At 63.4% G+C, this 24,861-nt stretch carries 17 protein-coding genes; 5 read left to right on the top strand and 12 right to left on the bottom strand.

All coding sequences use genetic code 11. The features are described 5' to 3' along the window. Nucleotides 1–9: 9 nt before the first annotated feature. Nucleotides 10–1,107 (bottom strand): glycosyltransferase family 4 protein, encoded by a 1,098-nt coding sequence (locus XH84_RS01465; RefSeq protein WP_245471567.1) that lies wholly within the window; start codon nucleotides 1,105–1,107, stop codon nucleotides 10–12. A gap of 290 nt (nucleotides 1,108–1,397) precedes the next feature. On the opposite strand from XH84_RS01465, the gene XH84_RS01460 reads away from it, so the two are divergent. Then, nucleotides 1,398–2,855: a lipopolysaccharide biosynthesis protein gene (locus XH84_RS01460; protein WP_128916526.1), complete on the top strand. Its 1,458-nt coding sequence runs from the start codon at nucleotides 1,398–1,400 to the stop codon at nucleotides 2,853–2,855. 19 nt (nucleotides 2,856–2,874) lie between these two features. Beyond that, on the top strand, nucleotides 2,875–4,236 hold the full coding sequence (locus XH84_RS01455; protein ID WP_245471566.1) for a polysaccharide pyruvyl transferase family protein: 1,362 nt from the start codon (nucleotides 2,875–2,877) through the stop codon (nucleotides 4,234–4,236). A gap of 27 nt (nucleotides 4,237–4,263) precedes the next feature. On the opposite strand, the gene XH84_RS01450 is transcribed toward XH84_RS01455, so the two are convergent. The 7 genes from XH84_RS01450 to XH84_RS01420 all read right to left on the bottom strand — a co-directional run bounded on the left by XH84_RS01450 (nucleotide 4,264) and on the right by XH84_RS01420 (nucleotide 16,608). Further along, nucleotides 4,264–5,388 (bottom strand): acyltransferase family protein, encoded by a 1,125-nt coding sequence (locus XH84_RS01450; RefSeq protein ID WP_128916528.1) that lies wholly within the window; start codon nucleotides 5,386–5,388, stop codon nucleotides 4,264–4,266. 255 nt (nucleotides 5,389–5,643) lie between these two features. Beyond that, nucleotides 5,644–9,552 (bottom strand): RHS repeat domain-containing protein, encoded by a 3,909-nt coding sequence (locus XH84_RS01445; RefSeq protein WP_128916529.1) that lies wholly within the window; start codon nucleotides 9,550–9,552, stop codon nucleotides 5,644–5,646. A gap of 519 nt (nucleotides 9,553–10,071) precedes the next feature. Beyond that, entirely contained in the window at nucleotides 10,072–11,463 is a 1,392-nt protein-coding gene (locus XH84_RS01440) for a hypothetical protein (protein ID WP_128916530.1), read from the bottom strand. Then, nucleotides 11,460–12,737 (bottom strand): glycosyltransferase family 4 protein, encoded by a 1,278-nt coding sequence (locus tag XH84_RS01435; RefSeq protein WP_128916531.1) that lies wholly within the window; start codon nucleotides 12,735–12,737, stop codon nucleotides 11,460–11,462. Before XH84_RS01435 ends, XH84_RS01440 begins: the two co-directional genes overlap by 4 nt. Before the next feature lie 30 nt (nucleotides 12,738–12,767). Next, entirely contained in the window at nucleotides 12,768–14,105 is a 1,338-nt protein-coding gene (locus XH84_RS01430) for a hypothetical protein (protein ID WP_128916532.1), read from the bottom strand. Then, nucleotides 14,105–15,283: a glycosyltransferase gene (locus tag XH84_RS01425; RefSeq protein ID WP_245471565.1), complete on the bottom strand. Its 1,179-nt coding sequence runs from the start codon at nucleotides 15,281–15,283 to the stop codon at nucleotides 14,105–14,107. Before XH84_RS01425 ends, XH84_RS01430 begins: the two co-directional genes overlap by 1 nt. Before the next feature lie 221 nt (nucleotides 15,284–15,504). Then, the gene (locus XH84_RS01420; RefSeq protein ID WP_128916533.1) at nucleotides 15,505–16,608 is read right to left on the bottom strand and encodes a glycosyltransferase family 4 protein; all 1,104 of its coding nucleotides are present in this window, start codon (nucleotides 16,606–16,608) and stop codon (nucleotides 15,505–15,507) included. Nucleotides 16,609–16,795: 187 nt separating this feature from the next. Here XH84_RS01420 and XH84_RS01415 point away from each other — a divergent pair, with 187 nt between their 5' ends. Then, complete coding sequence (locus XH84_RS01415) at nucleotides 16,796–17,671, top strand: aldose 1-epimerase family protein (RefSeq protein WP_128916534.1); 876 nt, start codon at nucleotides 16,796–16,798, stop codon at nucleotides 17,669–17,671. Between the two features lie 49 nt (nucleotides 17,672–17,720). On the opposite strand, the gene XH84_RS01410 is transcribed toward XH84_RS01415, so the two are convergent. Together XH84_RS01410 and XH84_RS01405 are read right to left on the bottom strand one after the other, a co-directional pair. Next, nucleotides 17,721–18,569 (bottom strand): MBL fold metallo-hydrolase, encoded by an 849-nt coding sequence (locus tag XH84_RS01410; protein ID WP_128916535.1) that lies wholly within the window; start codon nucleotides 18,567–18,569, stop codon nucleotides 17,721–17,723. Between the two features lie 87 nt (nucleotides 18,570–18,656). Further along, nucleotides 18,657–19,799 (bottom strand): acyltransferase family protein, encoded by a 1,143-nt coding sequence (locus XH84_RS01405; RefSeq protein WP_245471564.1) that lies wholly within the window; start codon nucleotides 19,797–19,799, stop codon nucleotides 18,657–18,659. Nucleotides 19,800–20,113: 314 nt separating this feature from the next. Here XH84_RS01405 and XH84_RS01400 point away from each other — a divergent pair, with 314 nt between their 5' ends. Continuing rightward, nucleotides 20,114–20,971, top strand: a complete 858-nt coding sequence (locus tag XH84_RS01400) for a response regulator transcription factor (protein ID WP_128916537.1) — start codon at nucleotides 20,114–20,116, stop codon at nucleotides 20,969–20,971. Between the two features lie 10 nt (nucleotides 20,972–20,981). On the opposite strand, the gene XH84_RS01395 is transcribed toward XH84_RS01400, so the two are convergent. Both XH84_RS01395 and XH84_RS01390 read right to left on the bottom strand, forming a co-directional pair. Further along, the gene (locus tag XH84_RS01395) at nucleotides 20,982–21,752 is read right to left on the bottom strand and encodes a transglycosylase SLT domain-containing protein (RefSeq protein WP_128916538.1); all 771 of its coding nucleotides are present in this window, start codon (nucleotides 21,750–21,752) and stop codon (nucleotides 20,982–20,984) included. 49 nt (nucleotides 21,753–21,801) lie between these two features. Continuing rightward, a complete protein-coding gene (locus XH84_RS01390; RefSeq protein WP_128916539.1) occupies nucleotides 21,802–22,938 on the bottom strand; it encodes an alpha/beta hydrolase family protein in 1,137 nt (378 codons plus the stop codon). Nucleotides 22,939–23,165: 227 nt separating this feature from the next. Here XH84_RS01390 and pgm point away from each other — a divergent pair, with 227 nt between their 5' ends. Beyond that, a complete protein-coding gene (pgm, locus tag XH84_RS01385) occupies nucleotides 23,166–24,812 on the top strand; it encodes a phosphoglucomutase (alpha-D-glucose-1,6-bisphosphate-dependent) (RefSeq protein WP_128916540.1) in 1,647 nt (548 codons plus the stop codon). Nucleotides 24,813–24,861 lie beyond the last annotated feature (49 nt).

The raw sequence follows: 24,861 nt of genomic DNA, 5'->3' as shown, positions 1-24,861 counted from the left end.
TGCCCGCGGTCAGCTCACGGTACGACCGGCGAGCTTCTGATAGGACCCCAGCAATTGCTCGGCGATCCGGTCCCAGTTCAAAATGCCGGCCGCGGTTTGCCGTGCGCCATCAGTTAATGTCGCGGCAAGAGGCTTCGAGGTCAGCACGCGTTCGAGAGCATCGGCCAGCGCAGCTGCGTCGCCCGGAGGAACAAGCAGCCCGTTGACGCCGTCTGTCACGACATCGGGAATGCCGCCGGTGGCGCTGGCAACGACGGGACGAGAATTGCCGTATGCGGAGGCGAGCACGCCGCTCTGCGTTGCATCCTTATAGGGCAGGGCGACCACGGTGGCGGATTGAAACAGCCGCCCGGTATCCGCAGGCGAAATGTAGGCGTTGATGGTCTTGACCGTCGGCATCGCCTCCATTCGCGCGCCGAGCCGCGTCATCTCGGGGCCGCGGCCGGCGACGATCGCTTCATGTGGCACGCCGCGCCGGGCCAACATGTCGATCGCGTCGACGAAGACGTCCAGGCCCTTGTAGGCCCACATCCGTCCAAAAAACAGGATGCGTGCGGTGTCGGGCGCGGTGATCGCACCCGTCGCTGGCGGAACCATGAGCACGCCGTGCATGCTGGAAACCGTTTGCCCCTTGAAGTCAGGCGAAGCGCGGCAAAAATCGGCAATGCAGCTTTCGCCATGCGTTGTGACGACCGATGCAGCCGCGCGCATGCGTTCGCGCCAGGCATCTTCACGTGGCGAGGTGCCGGAGCCGCCTTCCGAATGCGGAATCGCATCGTGAACGGTCAACACGAGCGGAATGCCGAGCGGACGAAGGAGCTGGATCAGCTTGGACGTGTAGATCTCCGGAACTTCGTGACAATGAATCACGTCCGGACGAAACGAAATTATGTCGAGGAACGAGGCCGGGATGCCGATCGCGCCGCCGCGGCGCAGGCTCAGGTCGCGAATGCGTGTCTCGAAGGGAGCTGCCACGGCGATATCGGCCAGTTCCCATTGCTGATTAGCGTCTTTGCGGTTGAGCACGAGCCGGACGTCGCAATGGTGAGCCAATCCCGAGGCGAGCCGATAGGAATATTCTGCAAAATGCGGTGCGTAGATCGCCACGCGCAAACGCTTGGAGCTACGGAGAGAACGCGGAGCGGGCGAATTCATCAAGGCATCCATTTTGCATCACATCGCAAAGGTTGATTGGAGTGTAGTCCACGATTTGAACTCACTTCCACTCTAAATCGGAATCGTGACGGCACTCATCTGATTGCCATCACTCCGTCGTAATGTCGCGAGCAATCACTGCTCCGCTGTGATCGGAGATGGTGACGGTGCGGCAGCATCGCGTGTCACGTCGTCTAGTCTGCGATTGTGATTGGATCTGTCGGAATTGGGTCGAATTGTTGATGAACGTCATTCAGGGCAAACAACATCAGGTCGTGGTGGCGTTGTTTTGGTCGCTCGCACAGAATTGGGGCGGCCGCGCGTTGTCGTTCGTGCTGTTCCTGGTGCTGGCGCGGCTGCTCAATCCCGCCGATTTCGGCCTTGCCGCGCTGGTCGCCTTCATCCTGCTGCTCTTGAGCTCGATCGCGGAATTCGGCTTCGGCGATGCGTTGATCCAGCGGCGGACGCTCGAGGCCGCCGACGTGACGCTGCCCTTTTTCTGCTCGTTTGCAGCCTCTGTGCTCCTGGCCGTCCTGATTGCGCTGCTTGCGAGGCATATCGAGCATTGGCTTGGCGTGAAGGGGCTCGCGCCGCTGCTCGCCGCGGCCAGTCTCTCGCTTCCGATCGGGACCGCAACTCTGTTCCAGGAAGCGCTCTACAAGCGCAAGATGGATTTTCGCGTGCTTGCGCTCAGGACCATGGTGGCAACCGCCGTGTCCGGCGTGGTGGGCATCGCTTGCGCTTATGCCGGGTTTGGCGCCCTGAGCCTCGTGATCCAGGTGGTCGTTCAGAGCGCGATCAGCGGCTTGTGGCTTTGGAGCCAACCGCGATGGCTGCCGATGCGCGGCCACGATATGAAGAGCTTTCGCGAGCTCTCGGGCTACAGCATCCACGTCGTGCTGAACAGGCTGCTGGACTTCGCCATCGTGCGGACGATCGACATGATCATCTTGTCGCTCTACGGCGTTGCGGCCCTCGGCATCTACACGGTCGGTGCGCGGGTCTACATCATCCTGATGCAGCTGCTCACCCAGGCGGTCATGGACGTCGCGCTGAGCGCATTGTCCAAGATCGCGCACGAGCGGGACCGTATCGCCGGCGCGTATCTGCGCAGCGTCAGCCTCGGCGCGCTGATCGGATCTCCGGTCTTCGTGCTGCTCGCGGCGATCGCGCCGGAATTCTCCCTGCTGCTGTTCGGCGCCAAGTGGGGCGGCAGCGAAGCGGTGATGCGGCCGTTGATGCTGATTGGCGCGGTCCAGACCGTGCAGTTCGTCAACAGCGCCTATTTTGGCGCTCTGGGCAAGCCGAACTACGTCTTCCTGCTCAATATTCTGAAGTTCTGCACGGTCGTGCCGGCCATGTTCCTGCTGCCCTCGCGCGACATAGGCCAACTGGCCACGATCTTCGCGTTCTCCCAGCTCGTGGTGACTCCCGTGACGTTCGCGCTGGCGCTCCGGCTGCTGGGCTTGAGCTGGAGCCAGTTTCTGCGCCCCATTGCGGGCTGCCTTTGTGCCATCGTCCTGGCTTACGGCGCGGTCGTGCTGTGCCGCGAGGCGACGCCGGGCATGAACCCCTATTTGCGGATTGGACTGCTGTCGTCCTGTTTTGGAGCGACCTACCTGACGGGCCTTCTGCTGTTCTGGCGGAAGCAGGCCCTGTCCCTGATTGATTTCGTCGTGAAGCGCGGTGCGACCGCTTGATGAAGACGAGGAGGATGTCGTGAAGCAATTGATCCCCGTGCCCGTACGCAGGCAGCTCCGAGGCTGGCTCAACAGCGCGAAGAATACGCCGTTGGCGCTCGATCTGCTCGAGCTGCGCAGGTGGCAGATCGCCCGGAAGGATATCGGCGTCAACGTCGCGCCGCGCAACAATCCGCGTCGGCTCGTCGTGCTTCCTTCCGATCCCTGGAGCGTCCATCAGTCGCGCGGCGATGAGGCCATGATCGAAGCGGCCACCGGGGAGATGAAGCGGGCCTATCCGAACCTCGAGGTCTACATCATTACCGCGACCCCAGCGGCCAGCGCGGACGTCCGCGCGATGGGCTTCAAGCCGCTCGAACTCTGGAGACAGCCGTTCTCCTACGAGACGGTGGCGCAGGAGTTGTCGCTCACCAGGCCGGACTTCGGGTTGGTTCTCGGGGCCGACGTGCTCGACGGCTATTATTCGCCGGTGGATGCCGCGCGCATGCTGCTGGTTGCCGATCTGATGGCTGCGTTCGGCGCCAAGGTCAGCGTGCTCGGCTTCAGCTTCAACTCCCACCCGGCGAAGGCGCTGCGCGAGGTGTTCCGACTGCTGGATCCGGACGTGGTCCTGAACCTGCGCGATGCGATGTCTCTTCAGCGGTTCGACGATTTCGCCCGGAAGCGCGCCCATCTCGTCACCGATGCGGCGTTCATGTTGACGCCGCGGGCCGATACCGCCGCCGTGAAGCAGATCGCGGCTACGATCGCGCGACAGCGCGAGCAGGGTCGCAAGGTCTTCGTCTTCAACATTCATCCGATGTTGTTCAAGCGGCCGGAGCCGGCCAAGCTGCGGCAAATGATAGACCTCGCGGCGGGTGCCATGGAGCGGCTGTCTCGCGAGCACAATGCGAGCTGGGTGTTGCTGGCGCACGACTACCGTCCCGAGATCGCCGACGACAATTGCCTTCGACCGCTGGCCGACCGCCTCAAGCCCGCGCTCGGCGATCGTGTGCATCACGTCGATCAGGCGCTGTCGGCTGGCGAGATCAAGGCCGTCGTCGGTCTGGTCGACGGCGTGATCACCGGCCGCATGCATCTGGCGATTGCGGCGCTCGGGCAGGGAACGCCCGTCGCAGCGATTACCTACCAGGACAAATTCCAGGGCCTGTTCGCGCATTTCGGCGTCAGCGAGCAGCTGCTGCTGTCGCCGTCGCAATTCCTGGTCGGTGACAGCTTTGAGAAGTTCCTGCTGCACTTCCTCGGTGCGTACGACTCCGTCGGCCAGCAGGTCCGCCAGGCGCTGCCGGGAGTCATGGAATTGTCCCGCGCCAACATCGCACCTCTGCTGGGCGAGAGTGCCATGCGGATGGTGCCGGTGGCCGACGGTAAGGTCGCCTGAACGTCCCTCACGTCATCGGCAGGGCAGTCAGTTGACTGCCCGCTCGGTGTTGTCGAAACGCATGGATGCCTCGGCGCTGGCCGTCTGGACCTTGCGCGAGGAGGGAGAGGTGTCGGCCCAGCGATTGATCAGGCGCCGCGCGGGATTTTCGAAATAGGCGTAGGTGCGGTCCGCGATGACGGTGAGGACCGCGCAGCACGCCAGGGCGAACAGGCCGAACTGATCAGGGCGCAGTCCGAGCCAGGTCCATAGCGGCTTGAACACGGCAATGAGAACGGCATCGTGCAGCATGTAGATCGCATATGAGGTGTTGCCGAGCCGACCGAGCAGGCGCGCGCCCGGAAACTCCTTGAAGGCGCTTTCGCCGACCGCCGTGAGCAGGATGGCGCAGGAGAACAGCAGGATGGCGAGGTCGGGCTTGGCGAAGACGTTGAGGACGAGCACGGAAAGGCCGAACACGCCGATGCCGGCGAAGATCATCCGCTTGTTCCGGTAGGGATGCGACATCCGGAACAGAATGGCGAGCAGGATTCCATTCAGGAAGCTCGGCAGTGCGCGGAGCATTCCGTAATCGAAATTGGCGCCATACATCTGCGACCGCTCCTGCCAGATCGGCAGATGGCCGTGGGCAAGGACCAGATAGAGCGCCGCCACGATGGCGCCGAGCATGATCGGCTGGACCTTGCGCGCGAACAGCATCAGCAGCGGAAATATCAGGTAGCAGAAGAATTCCGCGCTGATCGACCAGGACGGCGAGTTGAAGCTGAGGTGATCGGTGACGCCCCAGGCCTGGAGCAGCAGGATGTTGTACAGGAAGTCCAGCGGGGTCGAGCGGGCCGTGCGCTCCAGCCCGACGCCGATGAGCACCACGAAGATGAGCAGGCTCAAGAGGTGCAGTGGATAGATCCGCGCAATGCGCCGGATCATGAAGCGGGAATAGGCAGCCACGCCACGCGCGTCGGACGGGTAGGAGTACGAGATCACGAAGCCGGACAGGATGAAGAACATGTCCACGAACAGGCCATAGGACCCGTTCCACGCCGGAGAGATCCCCGTGTCGATCAGCTTCAGGTGGAAGATGAAGACCCCGAGCGCGGCGACGAAGCGGTAGAAGTCGAGAACGACGAAACGTCTTGCTTCACTGGCTTGCATCGGGCCTCGGAGTCCTTGCGCGGTTCGTCTGAGTGTCTAGCGGCGAATTGTGACGCAAGTTCGCTGAGCGCGTTGACCGATGCGGCGCAATCGCGGCAGCTCGTCCGAATTCATGGGGGCTATCCAATTGCGGATGGCAGCCGGCACGCTGCTTATCGATCAGGCAGGCGCCCAACAAACGACGGGGCCGGAACCCTGTATGGTCCCGGCCCCTGAAGCGGTGCTGATGCCCGTCCGGGCTCTCATTCGCCGCGCTCAGACGAACACGAAGTCGTGGCTCGTCAGGCTGGAGACATAGACGTTCTTCAGCAGGATCGAGTCGGTGGCGGAGAACGTGATGAGCGCGTTCGTGCCGGACTGCGTGACTTGCAGGTGACTATAGTCCGCGGCCAGCAGTTTCGAGATCTGGACCACGTCGTGAGTCGTACCATCGCCGGCCTGGAAGTTGAGGATCTGGTCTTGGCCGTGGTCGTAGGCGACGGTGGTCGAGTCCGGTGCAGCCGAGAACACGTCGTTGACCGCCCCGCCGTGGATCGTTACGCCGCTGGCGACGGCCGTGACGTTGTGGGTGCCGTCGGTCTTGGTCTGATCGAAGAATTGCAGCGCGTTGGCGGAGTTGTAGTTCTCGTGCTGCGTGGTGCCGGTCTGTCCGTTGAAGTTGAACAGGAAGACGTCCTTCGAGCCGTCGGTGTTGTTGGCGATCTCCTGGGTCTTGGTGCCGACGCTGTCGTAGATGTCGGTCAGCTTGCTGCCGTCGTCGTGGATGACCTGGGTATAGTCCAGAGTGCCGTCGGCGTGGGTCCGGGTGAGTTCGACCATCTTGCCCGAGGCATCGAGGTGCTGATGCTGGGTGGTGTAGGACTGCCCGGTGACGTTGTAGTTCCAGTTGTCCGACGTGCCATCGGCATTCTTGATATAGGCGGCGGTCTTCACGCCGCCGGTATAGACGGTCGTGGAGTTGTAACCATCGATCTTGGTCGTCACCTCGCTGGTGATGACGCCGCTCGCATCGTACCAGTCGGAGGTCTTGGTGCCGTCGGCGCTCTGCACCAGCGTGAAGGCCAGGCTGTTGTCGGCGTGGGTGCGAACGATATCGGTGAGGAAGCCGGTCGAATCGTAGCTGTCGTGCTCATTCGTGTAGGTCTGGCCGACGACGTTGAACTGGAAGACGTCCTTCGACCCGTCGGCGTGGTAGTCGGTCTCGGTCTTCTTGACGCCCGACGCATCGTAGTTGGTGACCACGCTGCTGCCGTCGCTGTTGATGACCTGGGTGTAGTCGAACGAGTTGTCCGCATGCCAGCGGATCACCTCGGTCGTCTGGCCTGTTGGGTCGAGGTGCTGATACTGCGTGGTGTAGCTCTGACCGGTGATGTTGTAGCTGTAATTGTCGTGGCTCTGGTCGGCATTGGTGATATAGGCCGCCGTCTTCACGCCGTTGGTGTACACCGTGGTCGAGCTGTAGCCGGTCGGCTTCTGGAACACCTCGCTGGTGAGGACGCCGCTGGCATCGTACCAGTCGGTCGTCTTGGTGCCGTCGGCGCTCTGCACCAGCTGGAACGCCATGCTGCCGTCGGCATGCTCGCGAATCAGCGTGGTGAGGAAGCCGGTCGCATCGTAGATGTCGTGCTCGGTCGTGTAGGTCTGGCCGGTGATGTTGAAGAGGAAGACGTCCTTGCTGCCATCGGCATGGAAGTCGGCTTCCTTGGTTCGCGTCCCCGCAGCATCGTAGTTGGTGACGACGCTGCTGCCGTCGGCGTTGATGACCTGGGTATAGTCGAGCGTGCCGTCGGCATGCTTGCGGGTCACGGCCGTGACCTTGCCGGAGGGATCGACGTGCTGGATCAGCGTGGTGTAGCTCTGGCCGGTGATGCCAAAGGCGTAATTGTCCTGGCTGCCGTCGGCATTCTTGATATAGGTATTGGTCTTGACGCCGTTGCTGTAGACGGTGGTCGAGGTGGTGCCGTCCGCTTTCTGGATCACCTCGCTGGTCAGGCTGCCGGCGGCATTGTACCAGTCGGTCGTCTTGGTGCCGTCGGTCGTCTGAGCGAGCTTGAAGGCGAGACTGCCGTCGCTGTGCAGACGCGTCAGGCCGGTGAGGAAGCCGGTGGTGTTGTAGACGTCGTGCTCGGTCGTGTAGGTCTGGCCCGTGATGTTGTAGGTCCAGACATCCTTGCTGTGATCGGCATGATAGGCAGTCTCGACCAGCTTGACGCCTGTGGCGCTATAGGTGGTGATCACGCTGCTGCCGTCGCTGTTGTAGACCTGCGTCGAGTCCAGCGAGCCGTCGGCATGGCTGCGGGTCACCGAGGTGACCTTCCCCGAGGCGTCGAGATGCTGAACCTGCGTGGTGAAGCTCTTGCCCGTGATGCCGTAGGTGTAATTGTCCTGCGAGCCGTCGGCATTCTTGACGTAGGCGGCGGTCTTCACGCCGCTCGAGTAGAGCGTGGTGGAGTAATAGCCGTCGGACTTCTGGACGACTTCGCTCAGAAGGGTTCCGGCCGTGTTGTAGGTGTCGGTGGTTGTGGTTCCGTCGGTGCCGACATGAACGAATTTCGTCTTCACACCGCCGGTGTAGCTGATCAAGTCTTTGGAGCCGTCGGTGTAGGCCACGGTGGTCGAGGTCGGCTGCCCGCTCGAATTCAGGCCGGTATCCGATTTCGACAGAAGCGTTCCGCTGGAATTATAGGTCTTCGTGCTGCTCCAGGTCGAGGTCGAGTTCGTCACCGAGAACGAGTAGCCGCCCTGGATCTTGGAGAGGGCGCTGCCGTAATGGGCAATGATGTAGTCCATGGTCGCCTTCGAGGCAACCGGCAGGACGTGCGAGTCGGTCAACGTGATGGTCTGCAGTGCCGTGGACTCGCTCAGGTCGGACAGTTGCGGCACGATCTCGGCAGCCGTGCCCGTGATGCTGGTCCTTGTGTCCGGCGGAGTCGAAGTGGTCGGGGGCGCGTCGATCTCGATGATCAGCGGGTGGTCGCTGACCGGAATCGTGATCGAGCTGACGTCGGTGTAGCTGGCGATCGCCGTGGTTCCGGTCAGGGTGTCGTACACCTTCACCGAATGATGCACGGCGCCGAGGTTCACGGTGACCGTCTGGGCCGTATTTGACACCTCGGTATCGGTGGAATCGTTCCAGAGCTTCGGCTCCGCCCACACGACGAGCTCGTAGGCGCCGTTGCTCTTGCCGAGCACCATGCTATTGCCGGTAGCTGGCATGTTGCTCAGGGTGTAGTTCAACGGATTAGTCGGCTGCAGGCCCCCGGTGCCATCGTCGGCCAGAATGGTCGTCAGGTTGTGAATGGCGGTGGCGGCGAGCTTCGGCGTCCCGTCGGAATTGAACAGTCCGAAATTGGCCTCGGGATTGGTATTGCTGGCAGACGAGTCACGGTCGAGCAGTTCGTAGAGATAGGTGGCGCTGACGCCCGCCTTGTAGGCATCGACCAGGGTATTCAGGATCGACTTGGCCTGCACGGTTTCGTCGACGCCGAGATATTGGGTGTTGGCTTGCGTGGTGTAGCCGGTCTCGGTGATGACGACGGGCTTGCCGGGTGCCGCGGTCATCACGGCGCTCAGCGTTGCCGAGATTGAGCTGCTGGTCGTCAGGCTGGTGCTGACATAGGCATGGGCATTGGCGTAGTCGACCGAGCCCGACATGTTGCCGAGCTGGCTGTAGCCTTGCGGATCGTTGTAGGCCAGTGACAGATTGTAGACGGGAATGCTGGCGAGCGCGGCGTCGGCATTGACGGCCTGATAGAGCGCGCTCTGGAACTGAGCCGCGGCTGTGAGGCTCGAGCTGCCATTGTAGCTGAAGGGCTGGTGATTGGCCTCGTTGAGCCCTTCGATGGCGCTGATGCTGCCCGGATGGCTCGCCACGAACTTCTCGAGCGATACGATGTAGTTCTGCAGTCCGGTTGTGCCCGTCTGGGGCAGGGCGGACGACACCAGGAAGTCGAATTTGTAGCCGGCAGCGGCCAGACCATCGACGACGGGTTGCGCAGCCGGGCTGGTTCCCATCGCGTCGCGGAGATGGCTGACGCCGAGATACTTGAGGTCATCGACCATCAGCGCGAGATCGTTGTAGCCGGTCCACCCGAAGCCGGCGTGCGTGTTGACGCCAATGGAGTTGATGAAGCCGCTGGCGGACAAGATGGTTTGATCGGACATTGCACACTCGATTTCAGCGCGAACGAAATTGCTCGCAGGATTTGCGTTCAAGCTTCTCTGTCGAGTGTGAATTTCAGATAAAAATCGAAGCTACAAATCGCGAGCGAAACGAGGTTCCTTGTGGAGGAACAGACAGACTTGCTCGGCTGCTGCAGCAGAATATGAATGCGATGCCGGTTCAGCGTGGCGCGAGGAAGGCGCTTTCAAGATTTTCTCGATTTTCACTGCTGAATGTATGCGCAGGCGGCGCGAAAGATTTCATTTGACGGTGTTGGGAAGGGACGACGCGGCTCGCTTGTCCGCGGTTCGGAGTATCTTCGTCACCTGCCTTCGCACAGCTCACTCTCTTTTCCTGCACGAGAAGTTCGCAGATGCCGCTTCCATGGGCGGTTAAAGTATAGGATTTACGCGCAATAGTTGTAGATGCTCAGAGAGGGTGCAGGCGCTCGCTGCTGATGAACGCGACAGTCCGGTTCCGTATCGGAACCGGAGCTGCGTCGCAGACCGTCGGTGCGAGAATCAGCCGCGGCGGGCCAGCATCAGAAAGTCGCCGCGCCATCCGACGATCGCGGTTGCAATCGCGGCGATCACGATCTTGCCGGCGAGCCATGTCGGGGGCTCCGTCGGTATCGAGCCGAGCGATCCGATCAGGATTGCGGCCACCACGGCCTGCATGACCAGCGGCCAGCGCGGGAATGCCTCAAACCGCAGGGTCGGACCGAGTGCGACCAGGATCGTCGCGAGCGTGGCGACCGCAGCGCAGCCGACCGTCCCTCGCGGCGACAGGCCGGCCGACACCGCGACCAGGGAGAAGGACACAACGATGGCGAGCTGGCCGGCCGCGACGAGGACGAGCCTGGTCGCCAGCTTCTCGAGGTGGGGGACGACCGCGATCGTCGCCTGCAAATGGGTGTGCAGGAAATAGAAGGCGGCGACAATCGGCGCCGTCTCGAGAAAGCCAGCCAGGCTCGCCTGCGGCACCAGGATACGGGCTGCATCTGGAATGAATCCAATCAGACCGCCAAGCAGCACGAGCGTCGTGCAGATCATGAATTCGAACATCTGCCGCGCAGACTGCACCGATTTTGCGCTGCCTCCGTGTTCGAAGTCGTTGACCACCTCCGGATAGCTCACGGTGTGGATCGCCGCATTGAGGACCCAGAAGGGACGTTGCAGGAGGTCGAGCGCAATCGAAAAGCCGGCGCCGGCTCCCGTCGCGCCCAGCCGGCCGAGGACGATGACACGGACCAGTACCGGCACCGACAAATGGATGACGGACGCGCCCGCCGCAAGCATGCCGTAGCGGGAGAAGTCCTTCCAGTCGGCCAGCATCGCCTGCAAGGACACGCGCTCCATCGGCGTGCGATATGCGACGAGGCCGGCGAGGAGGCCCAGGGCGTGCCCCGACGCGATGCCGAGCAGCGCCGCTTCGGCCGTTCCCGAGATCACGCCTCCCGCGGCGGCACCGGCCAGAAGGGCGGTGGCCCGCAGCGCGAGAAGGAAGGAGGCAATGCCGAGCCGGTCGGACAGACGGACCGACAGGAAATAGAGGTCCGTCAGGCCCTGAAGGACGGAGATGCTCAGGCCCAACGCGATGATCCCCGTCGGGAGCGCGCTGGCCAGAGACGCGCAGCTCCCGACCACGACGAGCGCGGCCGCGCTCGACAGGCCGGCTGCAAGGAGAGACCACCTCAGCCGGGCCGCCTCGGTCTCCCGGGCTGCCGCCAGAAAGCGCAATCCAGCCAGCTGCAGCCATTCGAACATCAGGACGCAGAGCAATTGGCTCGAGGCCAGTGCGAGGGAAAAGTTGGTGTAGTCGGCGGCGGGCAGCAGATGACTGATCGCGAAGATCAGGATGATCGCCGCGGCGCTCTGATAGACGTAGCCCGCCATCGCGAAGAGGCGTGTCATCGCGGAATGAGGCGCTCCTTACCGACGATCGCCGCTCCCTGTGGCGCTTCGGCCGTTGCCGCGCGCACGTGTGACATCCGCTGCTCGCGCAATTGTTCATACAGATTCTTGTATGAAGACAGCACGTCGGAGAAGATCCACTTGTTGGTATCGGCGATCAGGCGCCTGCTGATCTCGTCGATCTTGTACGGATCGGCTGCGACCGCGAGCATGCTCCTGGCCAGGGATTGCGGATCGGCTTCGGTCAGCCAGCCCGTCACGCCGTGCTCGATGACCTCAGGCATTCCGCCAAAGCGCGTTCCGAGCAGCGGCCTGCCGGCCGCCTTGGCGTCCGCGACGACCAGTGGACCGGGATCATGCCAGATGGAGGGCGCGACCACCACGTCGACCTGCTTGTAGAAATCGTCCGGCGCGACGAAGCCCATGAACTCTATTCGCGCATCCGGCGCGAGCGTCCTGAGGCGTCGTTGCTCCTCGTCGCTGACCCGGCCGGCGATCAACATACGGATGCGATCCTGGGGCAGCAGAGCCAGAGCCCGCATCAGGTTGTCGATGCCTTTTTCCTCTGTGAGGCGGCCGATGAATCCGAACGTCACCTCCGTGGTGCAGATGGGGCGGGGATAGGGCGCATGCGGCGGCTCGGTCGAGGCATTGCGGATCACGGTGCGGATCGGCGTCTCCGCGAACATGCCCATGTCGGTATGAATGGACAGGACGCGCTCGCTCACGCCCACCACGGCGCTGAGCCAATGTGTGGCGCGCTTGCGATGAAAGGTCAGAATTCCGCAGCTCGTGCAGGTGTGCTCGCAGGATCGTCCGTTGTCGAAGCGGGAGCAGCGCGGGCAGGTCAGATAATAGTCGTGAAGCGTATGCAGCACGGGAACGCCGAGCTGGGCGGCAACGCGCCAGATCGCGGTGGTGAGACCCGACAAATTGTTGGAGTGCAGCACGTCCGGCTTGAAGGCCCGGATGCGTTCCGCGATCAGGGGAGCCTCCATCTGCCAGTCGTCGATCGCGTGCCAGATGCTGCGCAACGCGACGTTCTTCTGCTCGGTGAAGGGTAGATAGATGTTCTGTACGGGCGCGGAATAGACGTTGATGCCGTCGCAGGCTTCCGGAGCCTGCCCGGGTGTGGATGCGGCCCGGATCACCTCCACCTCGTCACCGCGTTGCACCAGGCCTTCGGCAAAACGACGGGCGAAGATCTCCGCGCCGCCGACGATCTTGGGAGCCTGAGGCGTCGGATAAAGCGTGGACGTCAAAAGAACTTTCATCGCGTCAACCTCATGTCTGCAAAATCGGCTTTACCGCGCCGGCCTTATCTCCAGGGCGGGAACGGCACTGTCATTGGCTGCAATCAGAACAGGTGTGCTCGAGACGGGGATCCAGACCCCGGAGGCAGGCTTTGCCGCCTGGTCGCACGGCATCGCAAAGGTTGCGCCTTGCTGATCGCCCTTGAGCCGAATTTCGTAGCGCCGGTCCGGAGCCTCGGACCAGACCGCAATTCTGCCGCCAGACGTCGTTGATGCATTGATCGACACGACGCCGCTGGCGAGCTCGCGACGCTCTGCACTCCGGCTGGAGCGAATAAAGGCCCAGGCGCCCTGAGCCGCGCAGGCGACCGGTTTCGGCGTATTGTCGAAACGATAGAGTCCGAAATTGTGCTCCAGCTCCGATGGATTCTGTCCACTGTCCTTGAGCTCATAGAGCCACATGCCCTTGAGCCAGCGGGCCGCGGTCGACGCCCACAGGATCAGCTGCGCCGTATTGTCGGCCTGGGCCTGCTCACTGACGCCGCATTTGTTGGTCGCCGTGGTCCAGCCCGTCTCGGTGACATAGATCGGGAAGTCGGGGTTTCCGCTCGCCTGGCCGACGAGGCGGTGAAACGCCGTGAGTCGGTCGATGATCTCGGCCGAGGTGCGTTTGCTCGGGCCCATGCAGAAATTGTAGAGATGGATCGAAGCGCCGTCGGCATATTGAAGGATGCCGGTTCGCAGCATCTTCTCCGTCCATGTCCAGCCCGGATCGTCGCCGAGCGCGCCGACCAAGAACGGCGCATTCGGTGCAACCCGCTTGACCGCCGGCCTCGCGACTTGCGCCAGCGCCAGATAATTCTCCGGCGAGAACGCCGCATCTTTCTTCGCCGCCAGGTTCCATTCGTTCCAGAGTTCGAAGAGCGGATGCTGCGGCAAGACCGATTGCGCCGCCGCCGCCGCATAATCGGCGAACCGCTGCCGCGCCTCATCGGTCGTCGGCGGCGAGGAATTCGGAACCAGATGATGACCGAACGCAAGGATCAGAAGTGGGCGCGCGACGCCGGACCTGACTTGCGCTTCGAGCCTGCCGAGCCTGGGCGTGAACCCCATCCGGCGTCCCCCCACCTCGAAATCGGACCAGGGAAAATCATCGCGGAAGGCGTTGAGGCCGAGCTGCTTGATCTGGGCGATGTTCTCCGAAGGCACGTATCCGCGCGTGCTGACCGGGCCGCCCAGTCCCTGATGCGTGCCGACCCCCAGCAGGAATCGGGCATCGAGCGGTTTCGGCTGCTGCGCACAGACGGAGACCGGCAAGAAAATGGATGCGATGAGGCTCGCGAGGCGGACACTGTCGCGAACCAAGGTGCGTGGGAGGTGCGGAGCCATCAGAAATTCTTGGAGAGATCCGATTGCAGTCCCGCCTTCGCCTCGACCGGTATCCGGTCGTTCTGCAGCAGCTCGACATAGACCTGCTGCAACTGCCCATGCGTCTTCTGAACGTCATACAGCTGCTTGAACCGGTCGTAGCCGCGCTGTCCCAATACCCTGAGATCGAAATCGAGCGCCCGCCGAAAACCGTCCACGAGCGGCTGAACGGCGACGGGCTCGCAAAGCACGCCGGTGACGCCGTCGACGACGATCTCGGGCAGTGCCCCGCTGCGGAACGCTAGGATGGGTTTTGCTGCGCGCATCGCTTCCAGCGCAACGAGGCCGAAGGCTTCCCATCGTGACGGGATCACGACGAGATCGGCGGCCTCGAGCTGGGTCTCGATGGTCGGGCGGTCGAGCCAGCCCAGCAGGGATACGTTGGACGGTACGCTCGGGCCTTCGTACTTGTTGACGACGGAGGCGCCGATCATCCGGATATCAAGCACGTCTTCGAGCGTTCGCGCCGCCTCGATCAGGAGATCAAAGCCCTTCTGACGGTCAAGGCGTCCGATGAAGAGAACCTTGACCTTCTTGGACGTCCAGTCCGCCGCGACGGGCTGCGGCGAGCGCGTCTTCGAGATGCCGTTATGGACCAGCGTGAGCCGGTCGGCGGGAATTCCCGCGCGGACCGCTTCGTTGAACTCATCGCCGGAGATGCAGATGATCCGGTCCGACGTCCGTGCGAGCAGGTTCTCCGCCGCCTTCGTCACCACGTGACTGAGGCGGCCGGTCTCGCGCGAAAACGCCCAGCCGTGCGGACAATAGACGACGCGCGGTCCGTCCGAGCGGGCCGCGAGCGCTGGGCGGAGCACGAGGCCAGCGAAGGAGGAATGCAGGTGCACGACATCAGGACGGAAGGCATCCAGGGCCCGCATGCTCGCGCGCAGCATCTGGAATAATCCGGCGACGCCGCGGCGGGGCCGCTCGAACGTCGTGATCTGATCGTCATCGATCCCGGGGAGATCGCGACGATGATCCGAAGGCACGACGTAATGCACGCTATCCGCGCCGAAGCTTGCCTGTTGCTGTGGATGCAACTCGTTCAGGTAGCTCGCAATCCCGCCTCGAATCGTCTCGGCGACGTGCAGCACTTTGATCGGTTGCCTCGCATAGGGCTGCGTCGGAGAGCCGGACATCATGTATCCTTGGTCTGAGCTTCGCTGATGCCGGCACAGTTCCTCGAATACGTAGCGATATTGGGGCAGCGATGTGGTGATGTTGCGCCCGTGCCTTTGCGGCACGAATGTCATGCGAAAGAAAACATTTCGTGGAACAATGCGAAGGCACGCGAGTTGCAGCCGGTTGCAAATTGTTTGCGCGAGAACCGATGCGCGCGATAAGCGAAGTGCCTTGAACTTCAAGCAGCGCTGGCAACCCTTGCCGGCGGCGCGAGATGGTCGAGCAATGACTTAGCCGACTTTTGCCACGAATAAAACGCAACGCGTTCCTGCTGCCGTCGCCGTTCCTGATCCGAGATTGCGCCGGCTGCCAATCTTTCGAGCATGAGTTGTTTCAATGCTTCGGCATCGCTGGCGTCAAAATACGCAGCGGCGTCACCGCACGTCTCCACGACCGCATCGGCCGTCGAGGCGATGACCGGGCAACCGAAGATCATGGCTTCGAGCGGCGGCACGCCAAAACCTTCATAGAGCGAGGGAAACACGAATGCCGATGCATGCGCATAGAGAGCGGCAATCTCGCTGTCCGTCAGTCGTCCGGCCAGCAGCAGGCCGGAAACCCCCTCGCCCGAATTGTCCTGAAAGACCTTGCTGTTATCTCCTCCGACGATGACCAGCGGAACGTCGGCCCGATCAAGCAACTGGACGGCACGGATCGCCACGGAAAGATTTTTGTTCTTGGTCTTCGAGCCGACGAAGAGGAAGAACTTCTGCGGCTGAACGCCCAGTCTGGCGAGAATGCCGGGATCGGGCTTCGTCGCTGCGAAGTGTTCGGCGCTGTTGGGAAATACCGGAATGCGCGGTGCCGATAGATTTAGCACTTGGGAAAGTTCTCGGCGGGAAAAGGCCGACACCGTTGCGATGGCAGCGTGGCGGGCGAGCAGTCGCCCCATCGTCCGATGGACGGTCAGATATTGCCAGTTGAAGAAATCGGGCCTGCGAAAGACCTGAGCGTCGTGGATCACGACAATGTGGTCGCGATGGAAGACGGGACCGGCATTGGCCAGGCTGATCAGGCGTCCCCCTGCAGCGGCGCGCGCCAGATCGATTTGGTCCCAGGCGTGGCCACGCAAGGAGCCGACGGCGCGAATCTTGATCCGCTCGAGATCGAGGCTCTCGCTTGCATCACTTGGCGTCAGCAATTGCCAATCCGCGTTCCGCAGCGAGACAGGCGTTTGCTCCGACGCCAGGAGCGTGTCGATCGCCTTGACCATTTCGGCGGCATAGCGCTGAACGCCGGTGAGCTTTTGCGACAGAAAGCGGCCGTTGATGAAGAACTTCAATTGGCTACCATAGGGGTTCCTCGGCCTTCAGGCCGGATATGGCTCGGAGGCAGGTGGTGGACGCGCACCACAGGAGCAATCGTAAGGTACAGAAATATGACGCAGCTCACTGCCCGACGCCAAAACCCTCCGATTGCACGAGGGGAGCCGCCTTGCTGCGTGTGGGGGCGCGGTGTAGATGTCGGCCATGAGTGACGATACCCATACTCTCCGCAGCGGTGGATTGACCACCACCATCAAGGCGCACGGCGCCGAGCTGTGCTCGTTGAAGGACGGCACCACCGAATTCGTCTGGCAGGCGGGGCCGGAATGGCTGCGCCATGCGCCGTTGCTGTTTCCGATCGTCGGGCGCCTCGCCAGGGACGAATTGCGGCATCGGGGCAAGACCTACCGGATGACCCAGCACGGCTTTACGCGCGACAACCGCTTTGCGTGGACAGAACGCGGCGAGCACCGCTGCACGCTGGTGCTCGAAGACAGCGAGACGACGCGTGCGCTCTATCCGTTCGCGTTCCGGCTGGCCGCAATCTATACGCTCGATGATGCCGGTCTGGATCTGACGCTCGTGATCGCCAACACCGGCAAGGAGACATTGCCGGCTTCGATCGGCGGTCATCCCGCATTCAACTGGCCGCTCCAGCCGGGACTGGCCAAGGAGAGCTATTCGCTGACCTTTGCGAGTGCCGAATCGTCTCCCGTCCGTCGTCTCGATGGCGGATTGCTACGCGCGGCCACAGAGCCGAGCCCGGTCAAAGGTGCGGTGCTCTCCTTGTCCGAAGCCCTGTTCACCGACGACGCCGTCATTTTCGACCGGATCGCGAGCAACGCGGTCCGCTATGCCGCGCCCACCGGCCCCTGGCTCAAGATGTCCTGGCGCGGCTTTCGCGAACTCGGCGTCTGGTCCAAGCCATCTGGCGCGCCGTTTCTCTGCATCGAGCCCTGGCACGGTTATGCCAGTCCAGCCGGATTCGACGGCGAGTTCAGCGACAAGCCCGGCCTGATGCACATTGCACCAGGCACGGAAGAGCGCTTGTCGTTCCGGATCGAGGTCGGATCGTCCTGACGCCGGAAGGCCTTCCGCGCACATCCCGTTGCTTGTTGAGCGACGGCTTTCAGACTTCGATCCGCGTGAGATCCTCACCGATCACGACAGGGCCCGAATAGTCCTGCCTGACGTCTTCAAGGAGTGCGTTCAGCATGGCATCGTCGGTGCGGGGCCGGTGATGGGTCAGCGCGAGCTTCTTGACGCCGGCCTTGGCCGCCACCTTGCCGACGGTGTCGCCGCAGGCGATCGTGAATTTCGCAAGGCGGCGAAGATGCTCGTTGTTGATCTCCGGCGTTGCGAGGAAACAGCACTGGACGAGCAGGTCGGCTCCCTGTGCCAGCCGCTCGAGCCCGGGGCAGGGGACCGTGTCGCCGGAAATTGCAATGATCTTGCCGTCCGCCTCGAAGCGGTAGCCGAGACACATCCACCGCGCGAGGAAGGCCGGCTGCATGTCGAGACCATCGCCATGCGAGACCAGCTCGGCGCTGATCTTCCAGCGTCCGGTGTCGAGAACGGGACCGGGTATGATGTCCGTTGCAACGACAGGTTTCCAGCCGCCAAACGTCGGCTCGCCCTGATCTCGCCAGGCGATGTCCTTGTCGTAGACCTGCGTGACCAGCGCGTTGACGAGCCGCTCGGTATCCGGCGGTCCATAGACGCGCAACGCGTCCTTGCGTCCGTGCATCCACGAATTCAGCATCACATCGTAGAGGTCGCCGATGTGGTCGAAGTGATGGTGCGTGAGAAAGACCGTGTTGATGGCGCCGAGCGGAACGCCGGCCTTGCTGAGCTGCACCACGACGCCCCGGCCTGCGTCGAACAGGATATTCTCGTCACCGAGCCTGATCAGCGTGGTCGTCGCCATGCGGCGCGGGTCCGGGCGCGGGCCGCCGGTGCCGAGCAGTATGACCTCCATGGTGCCCACTCCAGTGTGAAGAGTCTTCACAGTAGATTCGAAGGCGGCCATGAAGCAAGCCGTCGGCCGGCAGGGTCGGGCGGTCGGTCAGCTTATGACCACCGCAGTGGCGGCGATGGCCGGCCGGAGACTTGACCGGTCCGATCCCGCCATTGTCAGGCGATGCGCCAGGTCGTGCGCGCGCCGTTCGACCAGATGCCATGTCGCGCGTGCGACGAGATAGCTCAGCGTGGCGGTGACGACATAGGCGATGAGCAGCGAGATCAGCCCGTCCGCGAGCGGCCAGATCTGACGTAGGCCATAGATCACCGCGAAGTGCGACAGGTACATCGAATAGGAATTGCGGCCGAGCGCCTCGATCGGCTGGAAGCGGATGGCAAGCTTGATGCAACCCGCAACCAGCGCCCCGAGCACGAGATTGATCATGAGGTAGTTGAATTCGTGTGAGCCGGTCGCGCGGTCGGCGGCGAAGGACAGCGCGATGAAGGCGACATAGATCGCACCGTCGGATCTGGTGAAGCCGTCGCGCAGCGCAAAGAACAGCGCGCATCCGACCAGGAAGACTGGGAGCTGGTTCAGGAAGCTGAGATGTAGCGTGGTCCAGACAAATCCCTCGTGGCCCGGGCCGTAATAGGCCGAGAACAGCGCGAAGGCCCACGGCTTGAACAGGCAGACATTGACGAGATGCAGCACGATCGCCAGCGCGAGATAGAGATGACGGCGCGACCCGAACGCGGTGATCAGAAGCGGGAAGACGAGATAGAAGGTCATCTCCGCTGCGATCGACCAGTCGCCAGGCACCACGCTGTTGACGCTGTCCGGCCAGAAGCCGTGCAGGAACGTCGCGGTCAGGACCACTTGAACCGGCCCGATGCCGCCAGGTGCATTGTCGCTCGGCCCGGTGCCGTTAATGGCGAGGTAGACGGGGATCGCGAGCCAGAACAGCGGGGCGATGCGAAGGAAGCGCCGGATATAGAACTTGCCGGTCGGATTCGTCTCGCCGCTACGCTGCGTCCACATCAGGCACATCGTCATGGCGCTGACGAAGTAGAACACGTTGACGCCGGTCCAGCCGCACATGAAGGCGTAGTCGACGGCGTGGATATTCGATGGAAAAGACTGCGAAACGTGGATCGCCATGACGCCGGCGATGGCGAGGCCGCGCAGGACGTCGAGGGTGTGCGAACGAGCGAACGGCACTGTGCCTTGCTCGGTTCGACCGGCAGCCAATCGGGCCCGCTCCTGCATCACGCCTGCTCCGTGGTTCTCATCGTGCAGGCCTGACAATAGAGGGGCAGGTGGGCTTTCCGAAGCCGAAGGCCTTCTTTACGTTAACCGGCGGCTGAGCCCTGGGCCGAATGTGCGGAATCGATTGCCACGGTCGGCGCAGGGCTGCCTGCCGGAGCCATCTCTGCGCATTTGATGCGCAGAATGAGAATTGTGGGCCAATTCATACTTAATGCTTCAAGACCATGAGCAATATTGTTTGTGCGTCACAACGCGCCTAATATTCCCACGGCTAATTTCGGGGGCTCCAACAAGTCGTGAATGTCCGTTCACATGACAGCGCATTGCGCGGCGGCTTGAATTTCCAAGGTGGGCCGCAGGCAATCCAAGGCGGGCCGCAGGCAATCCAAGGCGGGGCGCAGGCACACAGGACAGCCAAGACCGTGGTTGATACCGCACTTCGGGAATTGCGTCCCGCCGGCCGCGAGCGGCTGATCGTCGTCGAGGACGATCCGGTGACGCGGACCATGCTGGTCGGCTATTTCAGCGACAACAATTTCGACGTCGTCGGCGCCGGCTCCTGCGCGGAATGCCGCCAGGCGCTGCGCGGGCGCACCGATCTCGTCTTCCTCGACCTGCAGCTGCCCGACGGCGACGGCTTCGAGCTCGCCAAGGAGATCCAGGCGACCAGCAACGCGGGCATCATCTTCGTGACGCGCCGCGACACCGACGTCGACCGCATCCTCGGCCTCGAGATCGCGGGCGACCACTACGTCACCAAGCCGATCAATCTGCGCGATCTGCTCGCGCGCGCCCGCAGCGTGCTGCGGCGGCGGTCGCTCGACCGCAAGGCGGCGCGCAACCACAATTCGATCGCCTTCGGCGACTGGATCATCGACCTGACCCGGCGCGAATTGCTCGGCAGCGACGGCAAGCCGGTCGCGTTGACGCGCGCCGAATTCGATCTGCTCGCGGCGCTGGTCGGCGCCGACGGACGGCCGCTCAGTCGCGACTATCTGATCGAGGTCGTCAGCAACCGCCAGGCCGAGGTCGACATCCGCACGGTCGACGCGCTGGTGGCGCGGCTGCGCCGCAAGCTCGTCGGCAGCGGCACGCCCGTGATCGCGACCGTCACCGGGGTCGGCTACAAGCTCGCGCTCAGCGAGCGGCTGTAGAGCATCGTCGTCAACGCGATGCGACGCGCTTCCATCGCGCTTCGATGCGAGCCTTGATCTGGCTGATACGCGCCTCGTGGGCGGCCCAATAGGCGCGGCTGGCGGCCGCGGTGCCTTGACGATAGCGGGCATAGACGGCTTTGGGCTGCGCCGCCACCTTCGGGCGGCTCGCCGGTTTGGCCGGAGCTGCAGCCACAGCAATAGCTGCGACCGGGGGCAGGCGCGCGGAATCCGGAACGGCAGCCGCTTCGGCCCCGACCGAGGTCGACTTCATGGCGGCAAGACGGTTGCGGGCCCGGTTGCAATAGACCTGCGACCGCGGCGTCATCGCTTCCTCGCCATGGCCTGCCCGGTATTTCATCAGGGCGCGGCAGACGTCCCCGCCGGCCAGACGCCAGGCTTGGCTGAGATAGAGCACGCCATAATGAATGTTGACGTCGGGGTCGGCGAGTTCCGCCTCGCTGCCTCGGAAGCCCAGCATCGCCGCAGTCTCGGGCCGCACCTGCATCAGGCCGATCTCGCCCACGCTGCCGATGACGGCCGAATTGTAGCCGCTTTCGACGAAGACGACCGATTCGGCGATGTCGGCTGGTAAATTGGTGTTTGCGGTTTCTCTCTCGATGATCTTCCGGATCATGGCCCGGGACGACGGCGTTTCGCCGGCGCCGAGCTCCGTGCTGCCGTCCGCCGCATGCGCGCAGAGCGGGGCTGACAGCAGCAGGATGACCGCCACGTGTCTCCACGTCGCGCCGAGATTGAAGCGTGCCCGATCCCACAGCATGGGTCCGTCATAAGGCGCCGGAGTTAACAACCGGCTTCTCGCGCCGTTACTATCGCGCACGGGCGCTCTGGTCGGTGGATGTCGTTTGCGAGGGGCCGGCCAAGTGGTCGTCGATCGCATAGAGCGTGCAGGTGGGCGACCATTTCATGCAGGCCGCCAGCGAGTCACGCTGGGCGTCGTCGGCCGTGATGCGTCCCGCGCGCCAGCCGTAGCCGCCGTTCGGCGACACCGCAAAGGCCTTGTGCGGCAGCATGCTGGCGAGATAGCGCGCGAACTCGCCTCTAGCCGCCTCGTTGAGCTGGCGCGGCGGCGGCAAGGAATCGGGTGGGCTCAGGATGTCGCGGCCGAGGAGGCCGGGCTCGCGCAGGAAGGCGTCGACATAGGGCGTCCATTGCGGACGGCCTGCCACCGAATAGAGGTAGTGACCGTCATCGCCGTAAGCCGGCGCCGCGATGAATGTCGCGTTGCCGCCACCGGCGCGAAACCCGTCATGAAAGCGTCGCGCGAGCTCGGGACCGAAATAGGAATCGTTGGTCGCATAGATCCACAGCGTCGGCACGCGCGAGGTCTTGCCGAAGGCGGTGAAGGCCTGCACCAGCCCGTCCGGATTGCAGACGTCGTCGTCGTCGCGCGAGCCGCGGCCGCCGGCAAAATTGATCGCGACGACGAGACCGGGCGGAGCCTGCGCGGTCAGCGCGATCGTTGCGAGCCCGCCGGCGGAATGGCCGGCCGCGATCATGCCCGACGTCGTCACGTCGGCGCGGCGCGCCATCGCATCGATCGCGGCGCGCAGATCGGCAACGGCGACCGCGGCCGCGGGCAAATAAGCGGCCTTCGCGCAACCACCGACGCTGTCGGCGCGTCCGCCGGGCGAGGTGCCGTAGCCGCGCCGCATCACGATCAGCGCGGCAAAGCCGCGCCGGGCATATTCCAGCGCGATGCCGTAATATTTGTGCGCGGACATGCTCGCGCGGTCGTCGAAACTGCGCGGCGAGCCGTGGCTGAGCAGCGCCAGCGGATAGCGCTTTCCTCCCGCCGGGCGGACCAGGAAGGCCTCGAGCCCTTGCGGCCCCGCCTCCGCCATGGGGATGCGCAGGTCCTCGGTGTAGAACTCCGCGGCGCGCGCCGGCGTCACCGCTGCGACGAGGCCGGCGAACAGCAGAAGCAGCTTGCGGGACAGAGCCATAAGACGATTCGACGGGCCTCGATGGCGGGAAGCATAGCACGTCCTGTGGCCCGGTTGAGCGAAGCGATATCCGGGGCAGATGGTCCCGCATATCGCTTCGCTCATGCGGGCTACGGCAATCCCTTAAAGGAACGCCATTCCCCTCGCGCGTGTTGTGCCCTTGGCGGGGGGCCCGCCAATGCTATGGTGCTCCGCTATCTCTGTTGCGACGGAACGAGGATAATCCAGTGGCTGATGTTCATCCCGCGGCGGGCAAGCAGGCTTCGCCGGACGCGCTCACCAATATTCCGCGGCTGGTGACGGCCTATTTCGCCGGCAAGCCCGATGTCACGGATCCTGCGCAGCGCGTGGCGTTCGGCACCTCCGGCCATCGCGGTACCTCCTTCAAGAACACCTTCAACGAGGGCCATATCCTCGCGACCACGCAGGCGATCTGCGACTATCGAAAGGAAAAGGGCCTCACCGGTCCGCTCTTCATCGGCATCGACAGCCACGCGCTGGCCGAGCCGGCGCTGGTCAGCGCCGTCGAAGTGTTCGCTGCCAACGGCGTCGACGTCATGATCGACAAGGACGGCGGCTACACGCCGACGCCTGTGATCTCGCACGCGATCCTCACCTACAACAAGGGGCGCACCAGCGGCCTTGCCGACGGAATCGTCATCACGCCTTCGCACAACCCGCCGGAGGACGGCGGCTACAAATATAATCCGCCGCATGGCGGCCCGGCCGACACCGATGTTACGGGCGTCGTCGAGAAGCACGCCAATGCCTATCTCGCCGACGGCCTCAAGGGCGTGAAGCGCATGGACTATGCCAAGGCGCTTAAATCCTCGAACGTCCGCGCCACCGATTTCGTCACGCCCTACGTCGCCGATCTCGGCAACGTCGTCGATCTCGAACTCGTCAAATCCGCCGGCATCAATATCGGCATCGACCCGCTCGGCGGCGCCGCCGTGCATTATTGGCATCCGATCATCGAGCGCTACGGCCTGAAGGCGACGGTGGTGAACGAGGCGATCGACCCGACCTTCCGCTTCATGACAGTGGATTGGGACGGCAAGATCCGCATGGACTGCTCCTCGCCCTACGCGATGGCGAGCCTGATCGGGATGCGCGACCACTTCGACGTTGCGTTTGCCAACGACACCGACGCCGACCGCCACGGCATCGTCACGCGCACCGGCGGCCTGATGAACCCGAACCATTATCTGGCGACCGCGATCTTCTATCTGTTCGCGCACCGCCCGAATTGGAGCAAGGATGCCGCGATCGGCAAGACCGTGGTGTCGAGCTCGATCATCGATCGCGTCGCCAGGAAGCTCGGCCGCAAGCTGGTCGAGACGCCGGTCGGCTTCAAATGGTTCGTCGACGGCCTTCTCACCGGGGGCTTCGGCTTCGGCGGCGAGGAGAGTGCAGGGGCCTCATTCCTGCGTCGCGACGGTACGGTCTGGACCACCGACAAGGACGGAATCATCCTCGGCCTGCTCGCCGCCGAGATCATGGCCAAGACCGGCCGCGATCCGAGCCAGCTGTTTGGCGACCTCACCGCCGAGTTCGGCGTGCCGCATTACGCCCGCATCGACGTCGCCGCCACAGGGCCGCAGAAGAACATCCTGAAGTCCGTCACGCCCGAGCAACTCGGCCTGAAGGATCTCGCCGGCGATCCCGTCCGCAGCACCCTGAGCAAGGCACCCGGCAATGGCCAGCCGTTCGGCGGCATCAAGGTCGAGACCGATTTCGGCTGGTTCGCCGCGCGGCCTTCCGGCACCGAGGACGTCTACAAGATCTACGCCGAGAGTTTTCGCAGTCCCGCGCACCTGAAGCGAATTCAGGAGGAGGCTCAGGCGGGCTTGGCGAAGGTGTTCGGGGCGTAAGGCCCTGATCGGCAGGGGATCGCCAACTAAAGGTTCGCGAGAGGTCGTC

The organism is Bradyrhizobium nanningense, from assembly GCF_004114535.1.
Classification (GTDB): Bacteria; Pseudomonadota; Alphaproteobacteria; order Rhizobiales; family Xanthobacteraceae; genus Bradyrhizobium; species Bradyrhizobium nanningense.
Note: the sequence above shows the minus strand (reverse complement) of the source record. Positions and strands in the feature narration are given on the sequence as shown.

What these genes read in the sequence shown, in the direction of transcription:
- XH84_RS01460 (WP_128916526.1), top strand. Translation starts at nt 1,398, where the DNA reads ATGAACGTCATTCAGGGCAAACAACATCAGGTCGTGGTGGCGTTGTTT.
- XH84_RS01450 (WP_128916528.1), bottom strand. Translation starts at nt 5,388, where the DNA reads ATGCAAGCCAGTGAAGCAAGACGTTTCGTCGTTCTCGACTTCTACCGC.
- XH84_RS01445 (WP_128916529.1), bottom strand. Translation starts at nt 9,552, where the DNA reads ATGTCCGATCAAACCATCTTGTCCGCCAGCGGCTTCATCAACTCCATT.
- XH84_RS01440 (WP_128916530.1), bottom strand. Translation starts at nt 11,463, where the DNA reads ATGACACGCCTCTTCGCGATGGCGGGCTACGTCTATCAGAGCGCCGCG.
- XH84_RS01435 (WP_128916531.1), bottom strand. Translation starts at nt 12,737, where the DNA reads ATGAAAGTTCTTTTGACGTCCACGCTTTATCCGACGCCTCAGGCTCCC.
- XH84_RS01430 (WP_128916532.1), bottom strand. Translation starts at nt 14,105, where the DNA reads ATGGCTCCGCACCTCCCACGCACCTTGGTTCGCGACAGTGTCCGCCTC.
- XH84_RS01425 (WP_245471565.1), bottom strand. Translation starts at nt 15,283, where the DNA reads ATGTCCGGCTCTCCGACGCAGCCCTATGCGAGGCAACCGATCAAAGTG.
- XH84_RS01415 (WP_128916534.1), top strand. Translation starts at nt 16,796, where the DNA reads ATGAGTGACGATACCCATACTCTCCGCAGCGGTGGATTGACCACCACC.
- XH84_RS01410 (WP_128916535.1), bottom strand. Translation starts at nt 18,569, where the DNA reads ATGGAGGTCATACTGCTCGGCACCGGCGGCCCGCGCCCGGACCCGCGC.
- XH84_RS01395 (WP_128916538.1), bottom strand. Translation starts at nt 21,752, where the DNA reads ATGCTGTGGGATCGGGCACGCTTCAATCTCGGCGCGACGTGGAGACAC.
- XH84_RS01390 (WP_128916539.1), bottom strand. Translation starts at nt 22,938, where the DNA reads ATGGCTCTGTCCCGCAAGCTGCTTCTGCTGTTCGCCGGCCTCGTCGCA.